The sequence below is a fragment of the Rickettsia endosymbiont of Cantharis rufa genome (assembly GCF_964026445.1).
In the GTDB taxonomy this organism is placed as follows: domain Bacteria; phylum Pseudomonadota; class Alphaproteobacteria; order Rickettsiales; family Rickettsiaceae; genus Rickettsia.
Genome location: NZ_OZ032150.1, coordinates 683,392 through 703,126 on the forward strand (window position 1 = coordinate 683,392; position 19,735 = coordinate 703,126).

Below are 19,735 nucleotides of genomic sequence, written 5' to 3' on the forward strand. Positions count from 1 at the left end.
AAAAACATCTTAATAATTAAAATAATAATGAAACCACGAGTATCTATAAACGGTAAAATATGGCAACAAAAACTAATTAACGAGGATATAGTTACAGAATTATGTCGAAGTTTTAAAATTAGTGGTTTACTTGCTAGAATAGTATCATTAAGAGTAAGTAATTTAGAGGAAGTAGAAAATTTTTTAGTACCGAAAATCAAAAATTTATTGCCTGATCCTTTTCATTTACTTGATATGGATAAAGCGGTAGCTAGAACTGTTAAAGCTATCTTAAATAACCAAAAAATATGTATTTTTGCCGATTATGATGTAGACGGGGCTACTTCAGCCGCTTTACTTAAAAATGTTTTTAGAGACTTAAATATAATATGCGATATTTATGTTCCCGACCGTATAGCTGAAGGATACGGCCCGACTCCTCTTGCTATGCAAAAAATTAAAGATAGCTTTGTCGAATTATTAATTACGGTTGACTGTGGTGCTATGGCACATGAAGCTCTAAAATACGCAAAAGACGTTAGTCTTGATGTTATAGTCATCGATCATCATATAGCTGCAGATATATTACCGGATGCAGTAGCTATAGTGAATCCAAATCGTATTGATGAAAAAAGTGAATATAAGCATTTGGCAGCTGTAGGAGTTGCTTTCCTATTTGCAACTGCCATATTATCGAACTTAAAAAAGAAGAATTATTTTACAAAAATTCCTCAGCCTAATTTAATGAAATATCTAGATTTGGTAGCTCTTGGTACTGTTTGTGATATGATGAAATTAACAGGCTTAAATCGTGCATTTGTAGCGAGCGGTTTAAAGGTAATGCAACAAAGACAAAATATAGGGATTAAAACATTATACGATATGGCAGGGCTTAATGAAATACCGAAATGTTATCATTTAGGTTTTGTTTTGGGTCCACGTATCAATGCAGGCGGTAGAGTAGGGAAGTCAAGTTTAGGTGCTAATCTATTGTCTACTAGCTGCATTAATGAAGCAAATAAATTAGCACTGGAGCTTGAAAAGCATAATAATGAGCGTAAAATAATCGAGCTATTGATGATAGAAGAAGCGATGGAAATTGCTTTGACACAAGAAAATAGTAGTTTATTATTTATTGTAAAAGAAGGATGGCATCCCGGAGTTATAGGAATCGTTGCAGGAAGACTCAAAGAAAAATTTGATAAGCCGGTAGCGGTTATAGCTTTGAGTGATGGAATCGGCAAAGCTTCATGCCGTTCTATTGTAGGTATTGATTTTGGAGCTGAGATTATTAATGCTAAAAGCAAGAATCTACTAATATCCGGTGGTGGGCATGCTATGGCAGCAGGGTTTACCGTAACTGCTGAAAAATTACAAGAATTACAGAATTTTTTAAATAATGCTTTTAAAATTAAAGCAAATAAACTAGAAAATTATAAGCAAGCAGAATATGAGCTTAATTTAACGTCAAGTAGCATTAATTTTCCTTTAATGGATGAATTAGATATTTTAGAACCTTTTGGTCAAGGTAATCATGAACCTATATTTAAATTCGATAATTTATTTGTATTAAAAGCAGATATTGTTGGAAGTAGACATATTAGATGTTTACTTGCTCCAAATAAGCAAGCGTTTGGCAATAAAGCTATACCCGCCGTTGCCTTTAATTCGGTAGGTACTTCATTTGAAGAGGTTCTATTAAGTCCTAAAGCAAAAAATATTTCAGCAATAGGAACGCTAAAAACAAATAATTGGCAAGATAACTATACTATTCAGTTAATTATAAAAGATATAATAATAACTTAAAAATAATAATTTATGAGCGATTCAAGGAAAACAAAAATTTCTAAAGACTTAGCGGAAGTACAAGAGCATTATCAAGATTATCCTTATCCTTTCAGAGACCCAAATCAAGAAAAAGAACGTTTGCTTACTATTTGCGGTGAATTCCTAGGAGAATTAAACCATTTTCTGTATAAAGGAAAAGAAAATTTCAATAACGGGTTTAGATGCTTAATAGCTGGCGGCGGCACGGGTGATTCAACTATTTATCTTGCTGAACAATTAAAAGATAAAAATACCGAAATAATATATCTAGATTTTAGTAAGCCTAGCATGAAAGTAGCACAAAAACGTGCTGAAGTACGAGGTCTTAAAAATATTAAATGGATTAATGATTCCATATTAAATATACCTAATCTAAAACTTGGAAAATTTGATTATATAAATTGTACCGGAGTTCTTCATCATTTAGCAAATCCCGAGGAAGCTTTAAAAAATCTAAAAGATTCTTTAAAGCCAACCGGTGGTATGGGTTTAATGGTATATGCTAAATATGGACGTACCGGGGTTTATCAAATTCAAGATTTAATGAAAATGATAAATAAAGATACTAAAAACCGTGTCGAAGAAGTAATGAACGGGAAATTAATTCTGGATAATTTACCTTCTACTAACTGGTATAAAAGAGGTTGGGAGTTATTTTCAGATTATCAAAATTTCGGTGATGTTGGGATTTACGATATGTTCTTGCATAAGCAAGATAGAGCTTACTCCATTCCTGAATTACATGAATTTGTAGAAAAAGCAGACTTACATTTTGTTGATTATCTTGATCCTTTAGAGAAAATTTTACTCAGACCAGAAAATTATATAAAAGATTTCTCGCTTCTACAAAAAATTAAGAAGATGGATAAAGTAACTCAAGAATCAATTTGCGAGATACTAACCGGTAATATAATTAAACATTCATTTTACGTATCAAATCAAAAAGATAGTGTAGTATCGTTCAATGATCTTGATAATATACCGTACTTCCATAATATTGCCAATTTCGCTAAACAAATTTATGAACATTTGGAGTCTAACCATTCAGCAATAAATAGTGCTATTAATTTTACTATTAATAATGGAGTGTTAAATAATGTTAATATCTCAATGCCAATATTTAGAAGTACTAAATATATCTTTAAATATATGGCAGAAGAGAAAAGTTTAAGAGAAATATTTGATGCAGTACGCAGTGAATTAAAACAAGAAATAAGCAATGAAGCGTTATTAAACGAAGTTAAAAACGTATTCACCCCGCTACTTAATACAAATGTATTATTATTAAGGTCGAAGAATTTATAGAGTTACGTGGATTGGTTATCCGTCATTGCGAGCGACTATAAGGAGCGTGGCAATCTCATGAAACAGCACAAAATTCCCGAGATTTTCGCGTCAAGGCTTTGCTTTTTCTCGCGATGACGATTTACCGATTACCTGCTTACAATGACGATTTAAGTTGACAACAGGCTGTTACATTGTTAGTATGCTCTTATATACATAGACAGCTTTTAAAGCTAACAAAATAAATAATTCTTCAAACCGCAAGAATAAATAAAATTTTCTAAAAATCTAATTTGATTCCTGATTTAAATAAGTATATTACTTCCTTCAATTAAGGTAATTAAAGTTTTGCTAACTCAACTCTTTACAATATAATCTATTAATAATAAAATAATGAACACAGCTAATAAAGAATCCACAGAAGAACTTAACAATTCCGAATCCAATAACAATCATAATAATCTTGCAGAAAACGGTAGTATTATTAATTTAAAACAATTAAAACGTAAATTACCTGAAGAACTACAAGCTCAAGCAGAGGAATTAAAAATTGAAAACATTAATTCATTACTTAAACAAGAATTAGTTTTCGCAATTTTAAAGAAATCCGTAGAGCAGGGAGGTTTAATAGTTGGTGAGGGAGTACTTGAGGTATTACCTGACGGATTTGGTTTTTTACGTTCGCCGGAAGTAAATTATTTAGCAGGTCCTGATGATATTTATATTTCTCCTAGTCAGATTCGTCGTTTTGGTCTGCGTACCGGTGATACGGTAGAAGGTCAGATCAGAGCTCCAAAAGCCGGAGAACGTTATTTTGCTTTACTAAAAGTAAATAAAGTTAATTTTGAAGACCCATCCAAAGCTTATCATCGTGTTCATTTTGATAATCTAACCCCATTATATCCTGATGAGAAACTAGGATTAGAGCTTGAGGATAATAGTAAAGATTTTAGTACACGTGTTATTGAACTGGTAGCTCCTATGGGTAAAGGACAGCGTGCATTAATAGTAGCGCCGCCTCGTACAGGTAAAACCGTATTATTACAAAATATTGCACATGCTATTACTACTAATAATCCGGAAGTATTTTTAATAGTGCTGCTAATAGACGAAAGACCTGAAGAAGTAACCGATATGCAACGTTCCGTACGTGGTGAGGTTGTTAGCTCTACTTTCGATGAACCTGCAAGTAGACACGTACAGCTTGCGGAAATGGTTATTGAAAAAGCAAAGCGTTTAGTAGAACATAAAAAAGACGTAGTAATTTTAGTAGATGCGATAACACGTTTAGCTCGTGCTTATAATACCGTAGTGCCATCATCAGGAAAAGTATTAACAGGCGGCGTTGATGCTAATGCACTACAAAGACCGAAAAGATTCTTTGGAGCGGCAAGAAATATTGAAAACGGCGGCTCGCTTACTATAATCGGTACGGCTTTAATTGAGACCGGCTCCCGTATGGATGAAGTAATTTTTGAAGAATTCAAAGGTACAGGTAACTCTGAAATAGTCTTAGATCGTAAAATCGCTGATAAGCGTATTTATCCGGCAATTGATATAACCAGATCAGGAACTAGAAAAGAAGAGCTATTAGTTGATAAAATAATATTAAATAAAATGTGGGTTCTTCGTCGTATTATCGATCCAATGGGTAGCAGTGAAGCAATAGAATTTTTACTCAAAAAACTTGAAAATACTAAAACCAACAGTGAGTTTTTTGAGATGATGAAGAGTCCTGAGCGTCCTAAAAACGGTTTGTAGTCGTGTCGTCATTGCGAGGAAAAATTGAAAATTTTAACGAAGCAATCTTAAGAGTTCGTTATTATTTCATGAGATTGTCACGCATCCTACGACTGCACGCAATGACGCTGATTGTACTAATTAAAAACATAAAATATCACGAGTATGTCGCCTGATTATTTAATTGAAAGAAGACAAATAAAATCTCGTCTATTAATTTGGAAGTTTGTGGCTGTTATTTTAATTGCTATTGTATTATTACTAATCGGTAAAAACTTTGCTCCAAAAGATGTTTCACTTATTAATAGTAATGAGGATTATATAGCTTCAGTATTAATAGATGAAATAATTCTTGAGGATGAGAAGCGTGACAAGAAGCTTAAAAAAATAATCGATGATTCTCATATTAAAGCATTAATAGTTAATGTAAATTCTCCTGGCGGTACAGTAGTCGGTTCTGAAAAAATTTATAATATTCTACGTAAAATATCCGAGAAAAAGCCCGTAGTAATAGTTATGGGGACAATGGCTGCAAGCGGCGGTTACTTAATTTCTCTCGGAGGTGATTATATTGTTAGCCATAACGGAACTATTACGGGTTCAATCGGTGTAATATTACAAACAGCTGAGGTAACAGAACTTGCTCAAAAATTAGGAATTAAGTTTAATAATTTTAAATCAGGTGAATTAAAAGCTGTTCCAAATCCTACCGAAAAACTGACCGAAGAAGTACGAGTAGCTATTATGGAAAATATAGAAGATACTTATAATTTTTTCCTTGAGATTGTTTCAGAGAGGCGTAATCTTCCTATAGAAGAAGTAAAAAAGCTTGCAGACGGACGACTATATTCAGGCCGTCAGGCTTTAAAGTTAAAGCTTGTCGATGTTATAGGCTCGGAAGATACAGCATTAAAATGGCTACAGGAAGTTAAGAAAGTTAACGTTAATCTAACTGTAAAAGATTATCAATTAAAACCAAAACCAAAATTAATGGACATAATACTTGAAGATTTTGATAGTATAACACCTAGTTTTTTTAAAAATAGTTTTAACGGAATCAAGGCGATTTTTTAATAATGGTTACTAAGAATTATTTAATAGATAAAATACATAATGAACTGAATTATCTTTCTAAAGAAGATGTTAAAGATTCGGTAAATTTAATTTTAGATTATTTAAGTCAGTCTCTTAAAGAACAAGAGCGTATCGAAATCAGAAATTTCGGTAATTTCTCCATACGCAAACGCAAATTCCCTGAAAGTATAGTTCTTCCCAAATTTGCTTATAATGAGGAATTTGAAGGAGACGCGGAACGTAGTGCCAGCTCGACGTACAAATTACCTCTAGAAGTAGAATTTGAAAAGAACTATGTCGAAAAATTCTATAATACGATTTACTATCGAATGCCTAAAAATTTATTTAAGGAGTGAATAAGCTATGGAATGGTCTAAATATAGCGCTATAGAGAAGTGGAAAATAATAAAAAGCATGGTAGTACATAATAATATTTTTTCCATGGCTCTTCATACTCAAGATTTAGAACTCTTTAAAAAAATATTATCGATAGACGGAAAGTTGATTATTCAAGCGCTCACCATGGACTCTCTTGTATATCATGATATTATAGGTAATGGGAAATATGATTCTTTTTTTGAAGCATTATATAATTACTTAAATGATAGTAAAGCAACGATCATGCCTTTAGTATCTAATAAGAACGAATATTATCCCATTTTTGAAGAAGTATGTAATAAATTTTTAAAGGAAAATATATCATCAATAATGATATATTTAGAAAAAGAATCTGATGATCACCCTAAATGGGAATATGAGGACACTTTAGAATATTATTTAAAAACTAGAAAAAATTATGATAAGCCTGAACCTGAACCTGAAATAGAAAGAAGAGAAGATGGCTCTAATTTAAATTATGCCGAATTAGATTTAGAGTATTATAAAGAATCCTTAGATTATTACTTAGAACCTGTAGGGGTAGGGTAATAAAATTTTTCTCTTAATTGACATTATAATAATAAGCAACTATCTTAAGTTTAAAATTAAAATAGGGTATTTATGATAAGATATTTAATAATTTTACTTGCTTCTGTAGCTTTAATTGGCTGTGCTGGTAAAACCACGAAATCAAAAGAAGTAGTAGAACTTGACGGTGATCCAAGCTATGCGATTATGAAAACAATCGATAATACTAACAGAAATATTGCTAACACTACTTCATCTCTTCCAAGTACTCCGGCTAGATAGAAATGCTTGTTATTATTTCTTCTGCTAAAACTCTTAATTTTGAGAAGTTAGCTCATGAGTTAGAGCTAACTTCTCTTGCCTTCCCTAAACTAACAAATCAGTTACTTTCTATACTCCAAGGCTATTCTGAGAATCAATTATCGGAAATAATGAATATAAGTGCAAAGCTTGCGCATATAAATAAGGATAGATTTAAAAATTTTGATGATCAAGAGAGTAAAGTAGCTATTTTTGCTTATGCAGGAGATGTTTTTAATAATATACATATAGAAAAACTAACTAATCATGAACTAAATTTCCTACAATCACATCTACTTATTATATCAGGGCTTTACGGAGTTCTAAAACCGCTAGATGTTATTAAGCCGTATAGATTAGAAATGGCAACAAAGCTAAATGAACTAAATTTAACAAGCTTTTGGCAAGATGAAATCACGGATTATATTAATAAAATTCTTGCTAAGCACGAAAATAAATATTTACTAAATTTAGCATCACAAGAATACTCATCTGTAATAAATCCAAATAGCCTCAAATATCAACTAGTTAACGTTCATTTCAAAGAAAATAGAAACGGGAAATTATTAACAATTGGCATAAATGCTAAAAAGGCCCGTGGAAACATGATGAATGTTATTGCCAATAATCTAATTGATTCACCTAAGCTACTTAAAGATTTCTCATATTTAGGGTATGAATTTAGTACCGAGTACTCGTCCGATAGTGAATTAGTTTTTATTAAGAATTAACAGAAAATTAATTTTGTACTACATTACTTTCGATTAATTTTTTGAATAATAAAAATGACTAAAAGAACTGTGATATTAATTCAAGGACCAGAATTTCTAAAGAAAAACGTGAGCAAGATTTAAAAAAGCAAATAACTATTATGGAGGGAAGTAACATAACCACCCAATGGATATTTTAGATTTTGTAGAAGAATTAAATAATATAGAATTAACAAGTAATTTCATTCATTAGTCAGAATTAAGTCTAAGTTCTAATTGATTTGTTATTTTGAGGTATTCTTTAGCAAAAATAACCTACATTTTATATCCTTATATTTCAATTGAATTAACAAATATTAATTAAATTTAAAATCAAATTTTTCTCTAGACAATAGCCTATGAGTTCAGCTATTTAATAGTATATAAGCTCAAAGAATACAGGAATTTCATGACTAAAAATATAAAAAATACTCATATACAAAACTCTAGAGAATATGAAGATTATATAGACAAAAAAACAAATTATTTTGAAGATCGAAAACCGATTGATATTTCTTATTTAGATAAGGTTTTTTACCCTGGTACTCTAGCGGCAGTTCTTAATAAAGTTGTAGATAACAATCAAATATTAAACTCTGCTAAGCTTTTTAATTATAATACCCCAGCAGTTGGTAGAGTGAAGTTTCCTGCTTTTCCCATAGATTGGAAGCTTGTAAAATACAATAATGTAGTAGCAGTGAATCTTGCATTACAAATTAATAAGCTTTTAGGGGCGTACAAACATCCTATTAATAAAAAGCTATCTTCCGAACAAATTGATGCAGTTATAAATTATTTAAAATCTAATCCTAAAATTAATTTAAATGACTTAACTCCTCAAGAAAAAGCAATTTTAATTGACGAAGCTAGACAGCTTAATAATCTATTAGATTTTTCTATAATAGTTGAAAAAAATCCTCAAATTTATAAGCTCGTTGAACAAACAATAATGAAGCATTAAATTATAAGCTTTTAAATCCTAATAAAATGTACACAAAACCAGGAATGATATTTTAAAAAAAGAACCAACTCTAGACAAACTAGATTTTTTCCCTTATTCTCCAATAATTAGCGTTGCAGACCTTGAAATAATTGCAGCATTGTTAGAAGCTCAACAAGAAGATAGAAATATAATAGAAATATCACAATACCATAACGATTTTGTCAGACCGAATTGCAGTAGCCTGAAAATAACCGGAAGTTAATAAAAATGCAGCAAAAAGCTAAAAACTTATATAAATTACTAAAAGAGCTTAATCTTATTAAGCCACCAATAGAAGAAGCTGATACAGTAATAGAAGGCCGCACCTCCATTTTACAGATGTGGATATTAAAAAGCTATACGTTCAATAAGAGTTCCGATGACTTTATCATGAATATCCAATGACTTGGAAAAACAAATTGTTTTACGTGTCAGTCTTTTGCATCTTGTTCTAAGATTTAAGTTACCCCGTTCTATCCGTTGAGTATATTTTTTACTAACAATGTGTTTTTTGGGATCTAATAACCTAGCATAACTTCCCCATCCATCTGTAAAGTAAAAAGTAACCTTAAAATCCTCCGGTTTTTTTTCAGTAATGATTCTGATGTGCTATCACATCTTGTACCAAAAGTATAAGCAACTACTTTTAACAAAATCTTATCCAAAGAATACCAAAGCCATCTTTGTTTGGATTTATTCTGTACATAAGACCATTGTTCATCTATTTCAGGAGCAATAATTACTTCTATCGTATTGATAGAATGATTTATCTTTTTTAACGCTAGATTTTTTTAAAACACGGATAACCGTATTGATACTCACTTTTAATACTCTTACTGTATCCCTAACTCCAGAGCCATTGATTGACATATCTACTATCTGAGCCTTGACTCCAGGCTTAGAGGCATTATTAATATATTACAGTTGAAAATATCGATTACACTGCTTGCATTGATATCTCTGTTGTTTTGAAATTGAATATCCCGCCTTTACTACTTTTTCTGTGTCGTTACAATATCTACACTTAACATCTATTCTTGATCTACACTTAACATCTATTCTTGCCATAACTCCTTAACTATAATTCTCTCTTATTACTGTTTGAGGATTATAGACTATTCATGCTAAGCTGCAATACGGGGGCGCGGCCTAATAAAAGAAGATAGAAATTGGGATGAGTTAGAACAAAACTGGAAAATGTTAGTAAATGAAGGTAAAGCTGAAAACTTAAAATATTTATTAGAAGATTACTCTGGTAATAAACCAACAGAGACAGAAGATGTAGCATATAGAGCTAAATGAGCCAAGCTTGCTTCATAACGCTCAAGGCGATACTTTAAATCCTTCTAACCTCGCTCTATAGGTGATAGTACTTCAGATAATAATTCATTACTCTTAGATTTTGTAGAGTTCATTATAGGAGGGGCTGCATTAATAATTTTAATAGGTTATATTTATAAGCGATATAATGAGAATTCTAAACACTCTCAAGATAATTCTAATAGTTGGGATACTACGTTACTAGACGATAAAGATGTTAATTTATTAGGAGCAGATCCTGAGTGATGGTGCAGAATAACATAAAAATAAAGAATGGTGGGTGATAGTGGACTCGAACCACCGACCTTTACGATGTCAACGTAATGCTCTAACCAACTGAGCTAACCACCCTTAGAGCCTATCAGTAAATAAATTTTAATTAGTAATTAAAGAGCTTTTTTTAGCAAAAATTTATAAGATTTTTGTAGGAATAGTTATCCATATTTTAAAAAAATCTTATAATTTGCAGCAAAAAAGAATTAAATTATCGGTTAAAATTTATTTACTGATAGGCTCTAATAATTTTAAATTCTATATTTATTGCATAATATACTAGATTTCAAGCTTTATTTACACTATTTATAATATTTTATTATTTAATCTATAATTTTATGGCGAATTTAAAAACTAAAGCCTTTGATGTTTCTCAAAATTTTACTATTTCTCTTGATGGTCCTGCTGCTTCAGGTAAAGGGACTATCGGTTTAATACTGGCTGAGAAATTTTCTCTTAAATATTTTCAGTCAAGTATTGTTTATAGGCAGCTTGCTTTTGACTGTATTAGTCAAAAAATAAATGTCACAAATATAGATGTAGTAATTGCTTTATCTAAAGAATTAAAACTCGATAATAATCTTTACTTAGCGAACGAGAATATAGGAGATATAGCATCGCAAATTGCTATAATAGGTGAGGTTAGAAATAATCTAAATAAATATCTGATTAATCTAGTAAAAACAACGCCAAGAATTATTATGGAGGGTAGGGATATAGGTACTGTTGTTGCACCTGATGCCGATTTAAAGATTTTTATAACTGCAAATCCTTATGTTAGGGCTGAAAGACGATATAAGCAGTTGCAAGCAAAAGGGAAAGCATGTATACTCGATGAGATTTTACAGCAAATAATTTTGCGAGATAAAAGAGATAAAGAGCGAAAAGTTGCACCGTTATTACCGGCTTCAAATGCTTTAATTATCGATACTTCAGAGCTTTCGGCTATGGAAGTCGTAGAAGAAGTAATAAATTACATTAAAGAATAAAATAACTTGAAATAAGTACTAGGTTATTTTATTCCATTTTATGGCGTTGTTGCATGGTTAGTATGTCATTCCCGCGTAGGCGGGAATCCAGTAATAAAAAAGTACAAATATTTTGAATTTTTAGAACTAAAAGCTCGATTTATCTCGCTTTACACTGGATTCCTGCTTTCGCGGGAATGGCAAGAACGCTTTTTTTTGACCATGCAATAGCATCCAATTTTATTAACCCTTTAAAAAAACCTTATTAGCCTAAGCACTTTAGCTAATATTACGAGAAAAATATGTCAATAAAACTAAAACAACGATTTGTTCCACAGCTTGCAGCAATTAATCACGAATTTGAAGAAGATTTTTCTAAGATGCTTGAAACCGTTGATACAAGCCATATAAAAGAAAAAACGGTAGTTAAAGGTCAAGTAATCGAAATAAAAAACGATATGATTATTGTTGACGTTGGATTAAAAAACGAAGGCAGAATACCTAAATCTGAATTTTTATCTTTACCTGAAGTTGGGGGTGTAGTTGAAGTTTTCATCGAGAAAATTGAGGGGCGTAACGGTAGAACGATATTGAGCCGTGAAAAAGCAATTAAAGAAGAATTATGGGGACAACTAGAGATTATGTGTTCCAAGGGTGAATTTGTCGACGGTACGATTTTCGGTCGTGTGAAAGGAGGCTTTACCGTAGATTTATCGGGCGTAGTAGCATTCTTACCTGGAAGTCAAGTTGATGTAAGACCTATTAAAGATCCTACTTCTATAATGAATATTAAGCAACCGTTTAAAATTTTAAGCATGGATAAAAAGCTTGGTAATATAGTAGTTTCTAGAAGAGCTATCTTAGAAGAATCGCGTTCCGAAGCTAGAGACGAGATGCTATCCAAAATTAAAGAAGGAATGGTGTTAGAAGGAACAGTGAAGAATATTACTGATTATGGTGCGTTTATCGATCTTGGAAGCGTTGATGGTTTATTACATTTAACCGATATTTCTTGGGGTAGAGTTAACCATCCTTCAGAAGTGCTAGAATTTAACCAAAAGGTTAAAGTAATGGTTATTAAGTTTGATGAAAAAACCAAAAGAATATCACTAGGTATAAAACAACTTGATTCTAACCCATGGAAAAAAATTAAAGAAGAATTCCCTGTCGGTAAAAAAATGATCGGGAAAGTTACAAATTTTGCTGATTACGGCGTATTTATAGAATTAAAAGACGGACTTGAGGGGCTTGCTCATTCAAGTGAAATCAGTTGGTTAAAATCTAATCAGAATCCTAGAAAAACGCTAACTATCGGTCAAGAAATAGAATTCGTAGTTTTAGAGGTTGATACTGAAAAGCATCGTGTTTCTTTAAGTATTAAACAATGCCAAGAAAATCCTTTGATAAAGTTCGCTGAAAATAATCCTGTCGGTACTATAATTAAAGCACCAATTAGAAATATTACGGATTTCGGTATTTTTGTTGCACTCGGTAATAATATGGATGGTATGATTCATGAAGGTGATATTAGCTGGGAGGATAAGGGAACAGAACTTCTAAAATCATATAAAAAAGGTTACGAAATAGAATGCAAAGTTTTAGCCATTAATATTGAAAAAGAACAAGTCAGTTTAGGTATAAAACAATTATCACCGAATCCATATCAAGAAATCAATGACGAATATAAAAAAGGCACAATAGTTAAAGCCCTTATAACGGAAGTTAAAGATGATGGACTCGAAGTACTATTAAACAATAAAGTAGCAGGTTTTATTAAAAGAACTGAACTATCGGATGAAAAAGATGAACAGAAACCTGAAATGTTTAAAGTAGACGAAGAAATAGAAGCTAAAGTTGCTTCTATTGAGAAATCAACCGGTAGAATTTTATTATCGTTAAAAGCTCATAAAATAGCAGAACGTCAAAAAGCTCTCAAAGAATACGGGTCTAGTGAGAATACTACCAATATGGGAGATATACTTGCGAATGCTTTAGAAGATAAGAAGTAGAAGTTTTATTACAGGCTTACTTGCGTGGGTCGACCCTCTGATTGTCATCTCGCGACTTGATCGCGGGATCCAGTTAAAAATACTAATAATTTTAGTACTTTTTATTGTTTTTTAGATACCGTGGTCAAGCCACGGTATGACATCTTAATTAATCAAATTTCAGGAGAAAATATTAATGTCGTACGTACCGATAGTAATCGAACAAACATCACGCGGTGAGCGTGCTTATGATATATATTCAAGATTGTTAAAAGAGCGTGTAATCTTTGTATGTAGTACTGTTGAAGACCACATGGCAAACTTAATCGTTGCACAGTTATTGTTCCTTGAAGCAGAAAGTCCCGAAAAAGATATATATATGTATATAAATTCCCCTGGAGGAGTTGTAACCGCAGGTCTTGCAATTTATGATACAATGCAATATATAAAACCTAAAGTGGCTACATTATGTATAGGTCAAGCTTGCTCTATGGGGGCATTTTTACTTTGCGGAGGTGAAAAAGGAATGCGTTATAGTTTACCTAATAGCCGTATTATGATCCATCAACCGTCAGGAGGTTACCAAGGACAGGCTACTGATATAGAAATTCATGCTCAAGAAACTATGAAAATCAAAAGGTTAATTAACGGGTTATATAGTAAGCATACCGGTCAAGATATAAAATATGTAGAAAAAAGTATGGAACGCGATAATTTCATGTCACCGGAAGAAGCAAAAAAATTTGGATTAGTAGATAATATAATTTCTTCCAGAGATGCTATGACGCTGTTAACAAAATAAAGGATTGGTATTGCTAACTAAATATAGATTCGTCATCGCGAAGCCACGAAGTGGCTGTGGCAATCCAGAAAAATAATAAAAAGTGCTAACCTTAACATTTTCTTACTGGATTGCTTCGTCAAAATTTTTAATTTTTCCGTAGCTCAGACGTTAATTTTTAATTAATCTATACTTAGTTAGCAATGCTTAAAGAATTTTACAACAAATCTTATAGATTTAATTTGATTATTATAGTATAAGGAAATTAATTTGTTATAGTCAATTCAGTAGGATTTGCATACAAGGAACGAGAAGTGAGGTCTATAACTAATAGGAGAGCGACGAGTAACGATGTAGGCGAGTCCAAATCAATTGACTATATCGGGGTCATAGCTCAGTTGGTAGAGTGCTTGAATGGCATTCAAGAGGTCGAGGGTTCGATTCCCTCTGGCTCCACCAATCAAAAATTTTCGATAAATTTATAAATACAGCTAAATTCACAGAGCTTTCTACAATGTAAACTTAGCTAGTTATTAATATCTTTCCAAACATGCCAAACATCTTCACGCCTAACATCCACTAAGTTAATTAAGGGGCTATAAAATGGATAAAGTAATTATACAATTATCAGAAATTAAATTAGTTGGTATTACAGCTCGTACCTCAAACACAGCAGAAATGAACGCTGATACTACAAAAATAGGAGCAACAATGCACCGATTTTTTGCAGACAAATTACAAGACAAAATCCTAAATAGAAAAACCCCAGAAAAAGTTTTTGTAGTTTATACAAATTATGAGAGTGATGCTACCGGGGAATATACTTATTTTGGTCGCACCTCCATTTTACAGATGTGGATATTAAAAGGCTATACGTTCAATAAGAGTTCCGATGACTTTATCATGAATATCCAATGACTTGGAAAAACAAATTGTTTTACGTGTCAGTCTTTTGCATCTTGTTCTAAGATTTAAGTTACCCCGTTCTATCCGTTGAGTATATTTTTTACTAACAATGTGTTTTTTGGGATCTAATAACCTAGCATAACTTCCCCATCCATCTGTAAAGTAAAAAGTAACCTTAAAATCCTCCGGTTTTTTTCAGTAATGATTCTGATGTGCTATCACATCTTGTACCAAAAGTATAAGCAACTACTTTTAACAAAATCTTATCCAAAGAATATCAAAGCCATCTTTGTTTGGATTTATTCTGTACATAAGGCCATTGTTCATCTATTTCAGGAGCAATAATTACTTCTATCGTATTGATAGAATGATTTATCTTTTTTAACGCTAGATTTTTTTTAAAACACGGATAACCGTATTGATACCCACTTTTAATACTCTTACTGTATCCCTAACTCCAGAGCCATTGATTGACATATCTACTATCTGAGTCTTGACTCCAGGCTTAGAGGCATTATTAATATATTACAGTTAAAAATATCGATTACACTGCTTGCATTGATATCTCTGTTGTTTTGAAATTGAATATCCCGCCTTTACTACTTTTTCTGTGTCGTTACAATATCTACACTTAACATCTATTCTTGATCTACACTTAACATCTATTCTTGCCATAACTCCTTAACTATAATTCTCTCTTATTACTGTTTGAGGATTATAGACTATTCATGCTAAGCTGCAATACGGGGGCGCGACCAAAATAAATTAACATTGCTTAATTTTAATTATAATTTTTAAACTAATATGTCGATATACTGTAATCTTTTTTCAACTAACTATTTTTGTAACTGCGTAATAATGCTGCTAACTTCTTGGAAACAACTTTAATATCATAATTTTGTTTGAGAGTAAGGTAGGCATTTTTAGGGAATTCTCCTGCTTTTAAGGGGTTATTTATTAGATAGGCAATTTTTTCTGCTAAATCTTCCATCGAGCCGGCTTTACAAATAAGCCCATCTTTCATATTTGTTATAATCTCTGTAGGTCCTTCAGTATCTGTACTAACTATAGGTACGCTTGCCTCCATTGCTTCAAGCACTATAATGCCAAACGGTTCATGCAGTGACGGGAGACAAAAAATATCGATCTGTTTAAAGAAGTTATCTCTATCATTAACCCATCCTGTAAATAATATTTGATTTTGTAAATTAAGTTTATTAGATAAAGCAACTAAATTATCTTCTTCTTCGCCGCTTCCACCTATAACTGCTTGAATACTATATTTTTTTTCTTTTAGAATTTTTATAGCATTAATAAAAACATCAACACCTTTCTTAGCCACAAATCTTGCTAATACACCAATTATGACAGGTTTTCTACATATTAGACTTCCTACATAAGTCACTTCTAAAGGCAATTTGTACGTCAATCCGGTACTCGAATCCTCACGTATGTCTATATACGCTGCGGTTCGAGGTGAAGTGTCTCTCTCAAATTCCTCTTTATAAGATGACTTATGCGGGAAGTCTATTTTATTTGGAATAAAGTCTTTAGTAATATTTATCATGTTTGGTAGAATGAATATCCTAGACCCTGCAAAGTTATTTTTTAGTAAGAATTCTTTCATATGATGTGTTAGAGCAATAACAAAATCACATTTACGTAGTCCCTTTAGACCATAATTATGAGCGATACCGATTAATTTTATATTTTGTGATTTAGCAAATTTGCTGAAATTTATTGCTCTATTACCGTGAGCTATAATTATATCGGGTTTAGTTCTATAGATTATATATTTAAGAATAAGAATTGAGATTAAGTCAAAAGGGCTTAAGTTAAGTAATTTGAAGTTTCTATCGATGTCATTCCCGCGTAGGCGGGAATGACATCGTATGGAGAGTAAAAAAGAATTTATTTTTGCTTTGTAAGAAGTGACGTTAATAACCTCAATTTTTTGCATTTCAAGAGCAGTACTATAATCTAAAAATGCTTGTTGAATTCCGCCAAGATCACGGCTTAACATAATATTAAGTACTTTCATTTTTATTTTTTATATATAATAACTTCATTATAGCAAATTTGCTATAATTTACTATAATACAATCTTAAATATTATAATTGATTATGATTAGTAAAATTAATTTTGTAAAAATGCAGGGTCTGGGTAATGATTTTGTGATCGTTAATAAACGGGATTTAGCAACTTCAGATCTATCGCAGTTAGCAAAAAATATATCGGATCATCATATGGGTATAGGCTGTGATCAGTTTATTATTTATGAAGAGCGTGATGATTTTTATGAAATGATTATATATAACATAGATGGCTCTAGTGCTAAATTATGCGGTAATGCTACACGATGTTTAGCCAAGTTAATTTATCTTGATACAGGGAAGAAAGATACTACCATAATGGTAGGTAATAAAAAATTGCTATGTAATGTGGAAGATGAAAATAAGATTAGCGTTAATGTAGGAACCGTTAGTTTTAACGAGCCTTGGATGCCAAGTCGTGATAAGATTTGGAAATTCGTAGAGCGTTATATGATTGATTTAAAGGAAACTATTTGTGTTGATGTTGGTAATCCGCATTTGGTTATTTTTAGTAAATTAGAACTCCAAGATCAAAAAATTGTCGGTGAAAAATTGCAGGCTAAGGAATTATTCGCAGATGGGGTAAACGTTAATTTTGTCGAAATTAAAGACAATAAAATTTATCTATCTGTTTGGGAGCGAGGGGCAGGGCTAACGCTTGCTTGCGGAAGCGGGGCTTGTGGCAGTTTTGCTGCCGGTTTAAAGCTCGGTTTCATCCATCCACCAAGTATGGTAGTGTTTAAGCACGGTAGCCTTACTATGAAAGAAGAAAACGGCAATATAATAAAGCAAGGACCTGCTGCAATAGTAGCCGAAGGAGTATATTATTATGAGCAATAATCTGAAGCAAGAAGTAGTAACATTTGGTTGTCGGCTTAATATTTACGAAAGTGAGATAATACGAAAAAACTTGGAATTATCGGGTATCGATAATGTGGCGGTATTTAATACTTGTGCCGTAACTAAAGAAGCTGAGAAACAAGCAAGACAAGCTATTCGCAGAGCTAAAAAAATTAATCCTGATTTAAAAATTATTGTTACAGGTTGCAGTGTTCAAACTAAGCCAAAAATGTACGGTGATATGCCGGAGGTTGATAAGGTTATAGGTAATGAAGAGAAATTATTGCCTAGCTATTATCAAATTACAGGTGAAAAAATAATAGTTAACGATATAATGTCGGTGAAAGAGACGGCAGGTCATTTGGTAAGTAATTTTGACGGTAAATCTCGTGCTTTTATTCAGGTACAAAACGGTTGTGATCATTTTTGTACTTTCTGTATTATCCCTTACGGTAGAGGTAAAAGTAGGTCAGTACCGATAGGAGCTATAGCAGAGCAGGTAAAGTTATTAGTATTAAACGGCTTTAAGGAAGTGGTTTTTACGGGTGTTGATGTTACGGCTTACGGTAGTGATTTACCGGGAAGTCCAACATTCGCACAAATGATTAAACGAGTTTTGAATTTAGTCCCTGAATTAAAAAGGCTTCGTTTATCTTCGATAGATGTAGCTGAAATAGATGATGAACTTTTTGAGCTTATAGCTCATAGTGAGAGGATAATGCCGCATTTTCATATTAGTTTGCAAGCAGGCGACGATATGATATTGAAGCGTATGAAAAGACGGCATAATAGGGCAAATGTAATAGAGTTTTGCCGGAAGATACGGGCAATAAGACCCGAAGTATCGTTTGGAGCTGATATTATAGCTGGTTTCCCGACGGAAACTCCTGAAATGTTTGAAAATACTAGAAAACTAATCACGGAAGCAGAGCTGCAATATTTACATGTTTTTCCTTATTCGGAAAGAGAAGGGACACCCGCAGCTCGAATGCCGCAAGTACCAAAAGATATAAGGAAAGAAAGAGCAGAGATTTTAAGGCAAGAGGGGCAAAATCAATTGACCGAATTCTTTAAAAAGCATATAGGGCAGAAAGTGGAGTTATTAGTAGAGAATAATAATATTGCCCATACCGAAAATTTTATTCCAGTAAAGCTGGATGAACCTTTAGAAATAGGGCAGATATTTAAAGCGAAGTTGATGGAGATAGAGGAAGGGCATATGAAATGTATGTTGGTTTAGGATTATGTTATGCTATGGTCAAATCGGTGTTGTTGTGTGGCCCAAAAAATCTGCTCGATGTCATTCCCGCCTACGCGGGAATCCAGAAAAAATAAATAATAAAAATGTATTGGGGTATATATATTATGTTCTGATCGTAACGGTACTCTGTATATTGGTATTACTAATAATATACTACGTCGTACTTATGAATATAAGCAAAAAATAATCAAGGGTTTTACGACAAAATATAATGTTATAAAGCTTGTTATACAGAAGAATTTGCTGATATTAAAGAAGCTCTTGCAAGAGAAAAAGCGTTAAAGAAATGGAATCGTGCTTGGAAAATAAAATTAATAGAAAACCTTAATCCTAGTTGGAAAGATTTAGGCAAGTGTATTTCTGGATTCCCGCCTACGCGGGAATGACATAAACGAGCCGTGCAACAACGCCCAGCTTTTGCGGGAATGACATAAAAGGTTGTGTGAATAACATATAAACTATA

16 protein-coding genes, 2 tRNA genes and 4 pseudogenes are annotated in these 19,735 nt (G+C 32.3%); 18 read left to right on the forward strand and 4 right to left on the reverse strand.

Features of this window, described 5'->3' with window-relative positions:
• Nucleotides 1-27 precede the first annotated feature (27 nt).
• From recJ to AAGD46_RS03885, 10 genes and pseudogenes are all read left to right on the forward strand, one after another.
• Nucleotides 28-1,785: a single-stranded-DNA-specific exonuclease RecJ gene (recJ, locus tag AAGD46_RS03835; protein WP_341787819.1), complete on the forward strand. Its 1,758-nt coding sequence runs from the start codon at nt 28-30 to the stop codon at nt 1,783-1,785.
• A gap of 12 nt (nt 1,786-1,797) precedes the next feature.
• Entirely contained in the window at nt 1,798-3,111 is a 1,314-nt protein-coding gene (locus AAGD46_RS03840; RefSeq protein ID WP_341787820.1) for a class I SAM-dependent methyltransferase, read from the forward strand.
• A 372-nt stretch (nt 3,112-3,483) separates the two neighbouring features.
• Complete coding sequence (gene rho, locus AAGD46_RS03845; RefSeq protein WP_341787821.1) at nt 3,484-4,851, forward strand: transcription termination factor Rho; 1,368 nt, start codon at nt 3,484-3,486, stop codon at nt 4,849-4,851.
• A gap of 144 nt (nt 4,852-4,995) precedes the next feature.
• On the forward strand, nt 4,996-5,904 hold the full coding sequence (sppA, locus tag AAGD46_RS03850; RefSeq protein ID WP_341787822.1) for a signal peptide peptidase SppA: 909 nt from the start codon (nt 4,996-4,998) through the stop codon (nt 5,902-5,904).
• 2 nt (nt 5,905-5,906) lie between these two features.
• Nucleotides 5,907-6,092 (forward strand): annotated as a pseudogene (locus AAGD46_RS03855) (HU family DNA-binding protein); the annotation flags it as partial.
• Between the two features lie 175 nt (nt 6,093-6,267).
• Complete coding sequence (locus AAGD46_RS03865) at nt 6,268-6,831, forward strand: hypothetical protein (RefSeq protein ID WP_341787823.1); 564 nt, start codon at nt 6,268-6,270, stop codon at nt 6,829-6,831.
• Nucleotides 6,832-6,903: 72 nt separating this feature from the next.
• Nucleotides 6,904-7,092 carry a hypothetical protein gene (locus tag AAGD46_RS03870; protein WP_341787824.1) on the forward strand — a complete coding sequence of 63 codons (189 nt, stop codon included), beginning with the start codon at nt 6,904-6,906 and terminating at the stop codon, nt 7,090-7,092.
• Nucleotides 7,093-7,094: 2 nt separating this feature from the next.
• Nucleotides 7,095-7,841, forward strand: coding sequence for a YaaA family protein (locus AAGD46_RS03875; RefSeq protein ID WP_341787825.1), 747 nt, complete (start codon nt 7,095-7,097; stop codon nt 7,839-7,841).
• A gap of 427 nt (nt 7,842-8,268) precedes the next feature.
• Entirely contained in the window at nt 8,269-8,820 is a 552-nt protein-coding gene (locus AAGD46_RS03880) for a hypothetical protein (protein WP_341787826.1), read from the forward strand.
• A 249-nt stretch (nt 8,821-9,069) separates the two neighbouring features.
• Entirely contained in the window at nt 9,070-9,246 is a 177-nt protein-coding gene (locus AAGD46_RS03885; protein WP_341787827.1) for a hypothetical protein, read from the forward strand.
• Here the strand turns inward: AAGD46_RS03885 and AAGD46_RS03890 are convergent.
• Together AAGD46_RS03890 and AAGD46_RS03895 are read right to left on the reverse strand one after the other, a co-directional pair.
• Nucleotides 9,190-9,909 (reverse strand): annotated as a pseudogene (locus tag AAGD46_RS03890) (IS1 family transposase). The gene AAGD46_RS03885 and the pseudogene AAGD46_RS03890 overlap by 57 nt on opposite strands.
• A gap of 526 nt (nt 9,910-10,435) precedes the next feature.
• Nucleotides 10,436-10,512 (reverse strand) — tRNA-Val (locus tag AAGD46_RS03895).
• A 260-nt stretch (nt 10,513-10,772) separates the two neighbouring features.
• Here AAGD46_RS03895 and cmk point away from each other — a divergent pair.
• The 5 genes from cmk (at nt 10,773) to AAGD46_RS03925 (ending at nt 15,089) form a co-directional block, all read left to right on the forward strand.
• Nucleotides 10,773-11,423, forward strand: a complete 651-nt coding sequence (gene cmk / locus AAGD46_RS03900) for a (d)CMP kinase (protein ID WP_341787828.1) — start codon at nt 10,773-10,775, stop codon at nt 11,421-11,423.
• Nucleotides 11,424-11,704: 281 nt separating this feature from the next.
• A complete protein-coding gene (locus AAGD46_RS03905; RefSeq protein WP_341787829.1) occupies nt 11,705-13,411 on the forward strand; it encodes a 30S ribosomal protein S1 in 1,707 nt (568 codons plus the stop codon).
• Between the two features lie 175 nt (nt 13,412-13,586).
• A complete protein-coding gene (gene clpP / locus AAGD46_RS03915; RefSeq protein ID WP_341787830.1) occupies nt 13,587-14,192 on the forward strand; it encodes an ATP-dependent Clp endopeptidase proteolytic subunit ClpP in 606 nt (201 codons plus the stop codon).
• 362 nt (nt 14,193-14,554) lie between these two features.
• Nucleotides 14,555-14,630 (forward strand) — tRNA-Ala (locus AAGD46_RS03920).
• Between the two features lie 144 nt (nt 14,631-14,774).
• The gene (locus tag AAGD46_RS03925; protein ID WP_341787831.1) at nt 14,775-15,089 is read left to right on the forward strand and encodes a GyrI-like domain-containing protein; all 315 of its coding nucleotides are present in this window, start codon (nt 14,775-14,777) and stop codon (nt 15,087-15,089) included.
• Here the strand turns inward: AAGD46_RS03925 and AAGD46_RS03930 are convergent.
• Nucleotides 15,033-15,752 (reverse strand): annotated as a pseudogene (locus tag AAGD46_RS03930) (IS1 family transposase). The gene AAGD46_RS03925 and the pseudogene AAGD46_RS03930 overlap by 57 nt on opposite strands.
• 157 nt (nt 15,753-15,909) lie before the next feature.
• Complete coding sequence (locus AAGD46_RS03935; protein WP_341787832.1) at nt 15,910-17,118, reverse strand: glycosyltransferase family 4 protein; 1,209 nt, start codon at nt 17,116-17,118, stop codon at nt 15,910-15,912.
• 83 nt (nt 17,119-17,201) lie between these two features.
• On the opposite strand from AAGD46_RS03935, the gene dapF reads away from it, so the two are divergent.
• The 3 genes and pseudogenes from dapF (at nt 17,202) to AAGD46_RS03950 (ending at nt 19,658) form a co-directional block, all read left to right on the forward strand.
• The gene (gene dapF / locus AAGD46_RS03940; protein ID WP_341787833.1) at nt 17,202-18,011 is read left to right on the forward strand and encodes a diaminopimelate epimerase; all 810 of its coding nucleotides are present in this window, start codon (nt 17,202-17,204) and stop codon (nt 18,009-18,011) included.
• On the forward strand, nt 18,001-19,251 hold the full coding sequence (gene mtaB, locus AAGD46_RS03945; RefSeq protein WP_341787834.1) for a tRNA (N(6)-L-threonylcarbamoyladenosine(37)-C(2))-methylthiotransferase MtaB: 1,251 nt from the start codon (nt 18,001-18,003) through the stop codon (nt 19,249-19,251). Before dapF ends, mtaB begins: the two co-directional genes overlap by 11 nt.
• Before the next feature lie 104 nt (nt 19,252-19,355).
• Nucleotides 19,356-19,658 (forward strand): annotated as a pseudogene (locus tag AAGD46_RS03950) (GIY-YIG nuclease family protein).
• Nucleotides 19,659-19,735 lie beyond the last annotated feature (77 nt).

Bases quoted from the DNA above. Each gene is read 5' to 3' on its own strand.
- recJ (WP_341787819.1), top strand. From the start codon at position 28: ATGAAACCACGAGTATCTATAAACGGTAAAATATGGCAACAAAAACTA.
- AAGD46_RS03840 (WP_341787820.1), top strand. From the start codon at position 1,798: ATGAGCGATTCAAGGAAAACAAAAATTTCTAAAGACTTAGCGGAAGTA.
- rho (WP_341787821.1), top strand. From the start codon at position 3,484: ATGAACACAGCTAATAAAGAATCCACAGAAGAACTTAACAATTCCGAA.
- sppA (WP_341787822.1), top strand. From the start codon at position 4,996: ATGTCGCCTGATTATTTAATTGAAAGAAGACAAATAAAATCTCGTCTA.
- AAGD46_RS03865 (WP_341787823.1), top strand. From the start codon at position 6,268: ATGGAATGGTCTAAATATAGCGCTATAGAGAAGTGGAAAATAATAAAA.
- AAGD46_RS03870 (WP_341787824.1), top strand. From the start codon at position 6,904: ATGATAAGATATTTAATAATTTTACTTGCTTCTGTAGCTTTAATTGGC.
- AAGD46_RS03875 (WP_341787825.1), top strand. From the start codon at position 7,095: ATGCTTGTTATTATTTCTTCTGCTAAAACTCTTAATTTTGAGAAGTTA.
- AAGD46_RS03880 (WP_341787826.1), top strand. From the start codon at position 8,269: ATGACTAAAAATATAAAAAATACTCATATACAAAACTCTAGAGAATAT.
- AAGD46_RS03885 (WP_341787827.1), top strand. From the start codon at position 9,070: ATGCAGCAAAAAGCTAAAAACTTATATAAATTACTAAAAGAGCTTAAT.
- cmk (WP_341787828.1), top strand. From the start codon at position 10,773: ATGGCGAATTTAAAAACTAAAGCCTTTGATGTTTCTCAAAATTTTACT.
- AAGD46_RS03905 (WP_341787829.1), top strand. From the start codon at position 11,705: ATGTCAATAAAACTAAAACAACGATTTGTTCCACAGCTTGCAGCAATT.
- clpP (WP_341787830.1), top strand. From the start codon at position 13,587: ATGTCGTACGTACCGATAGTAATCGAACAAACATCACGCGGTGAGCGT.
- AAGD46_RS03925 (WP_341787831.1), top strand. From the start codon at position 14,775: ATGGATAAAGTAATTATACAATTATCAGAAATTAAATTAGTTGGTATT.
- AAGD46_RS03935 (WP_341787832.1), bottom strand. From the start codon at position 17,118: ATGAAAGTACTTAATATTATGTTAAGCCGTGATCTTGGCGGAATTCAA.
- dapF (WP_341787833.1), top strand. From the start codon at position 17,202: ATGATTAGTAAAATTAATTTTGTAAAAATGCAGGGTCTGGGTAATGAT.
- mtaB (WP_341787834.1), top strand. From the start codon at position 18,001: ATGAGCAATAATCTGAAGCAAGAAGTAGTAACATTTGGTTGTCGGCTT.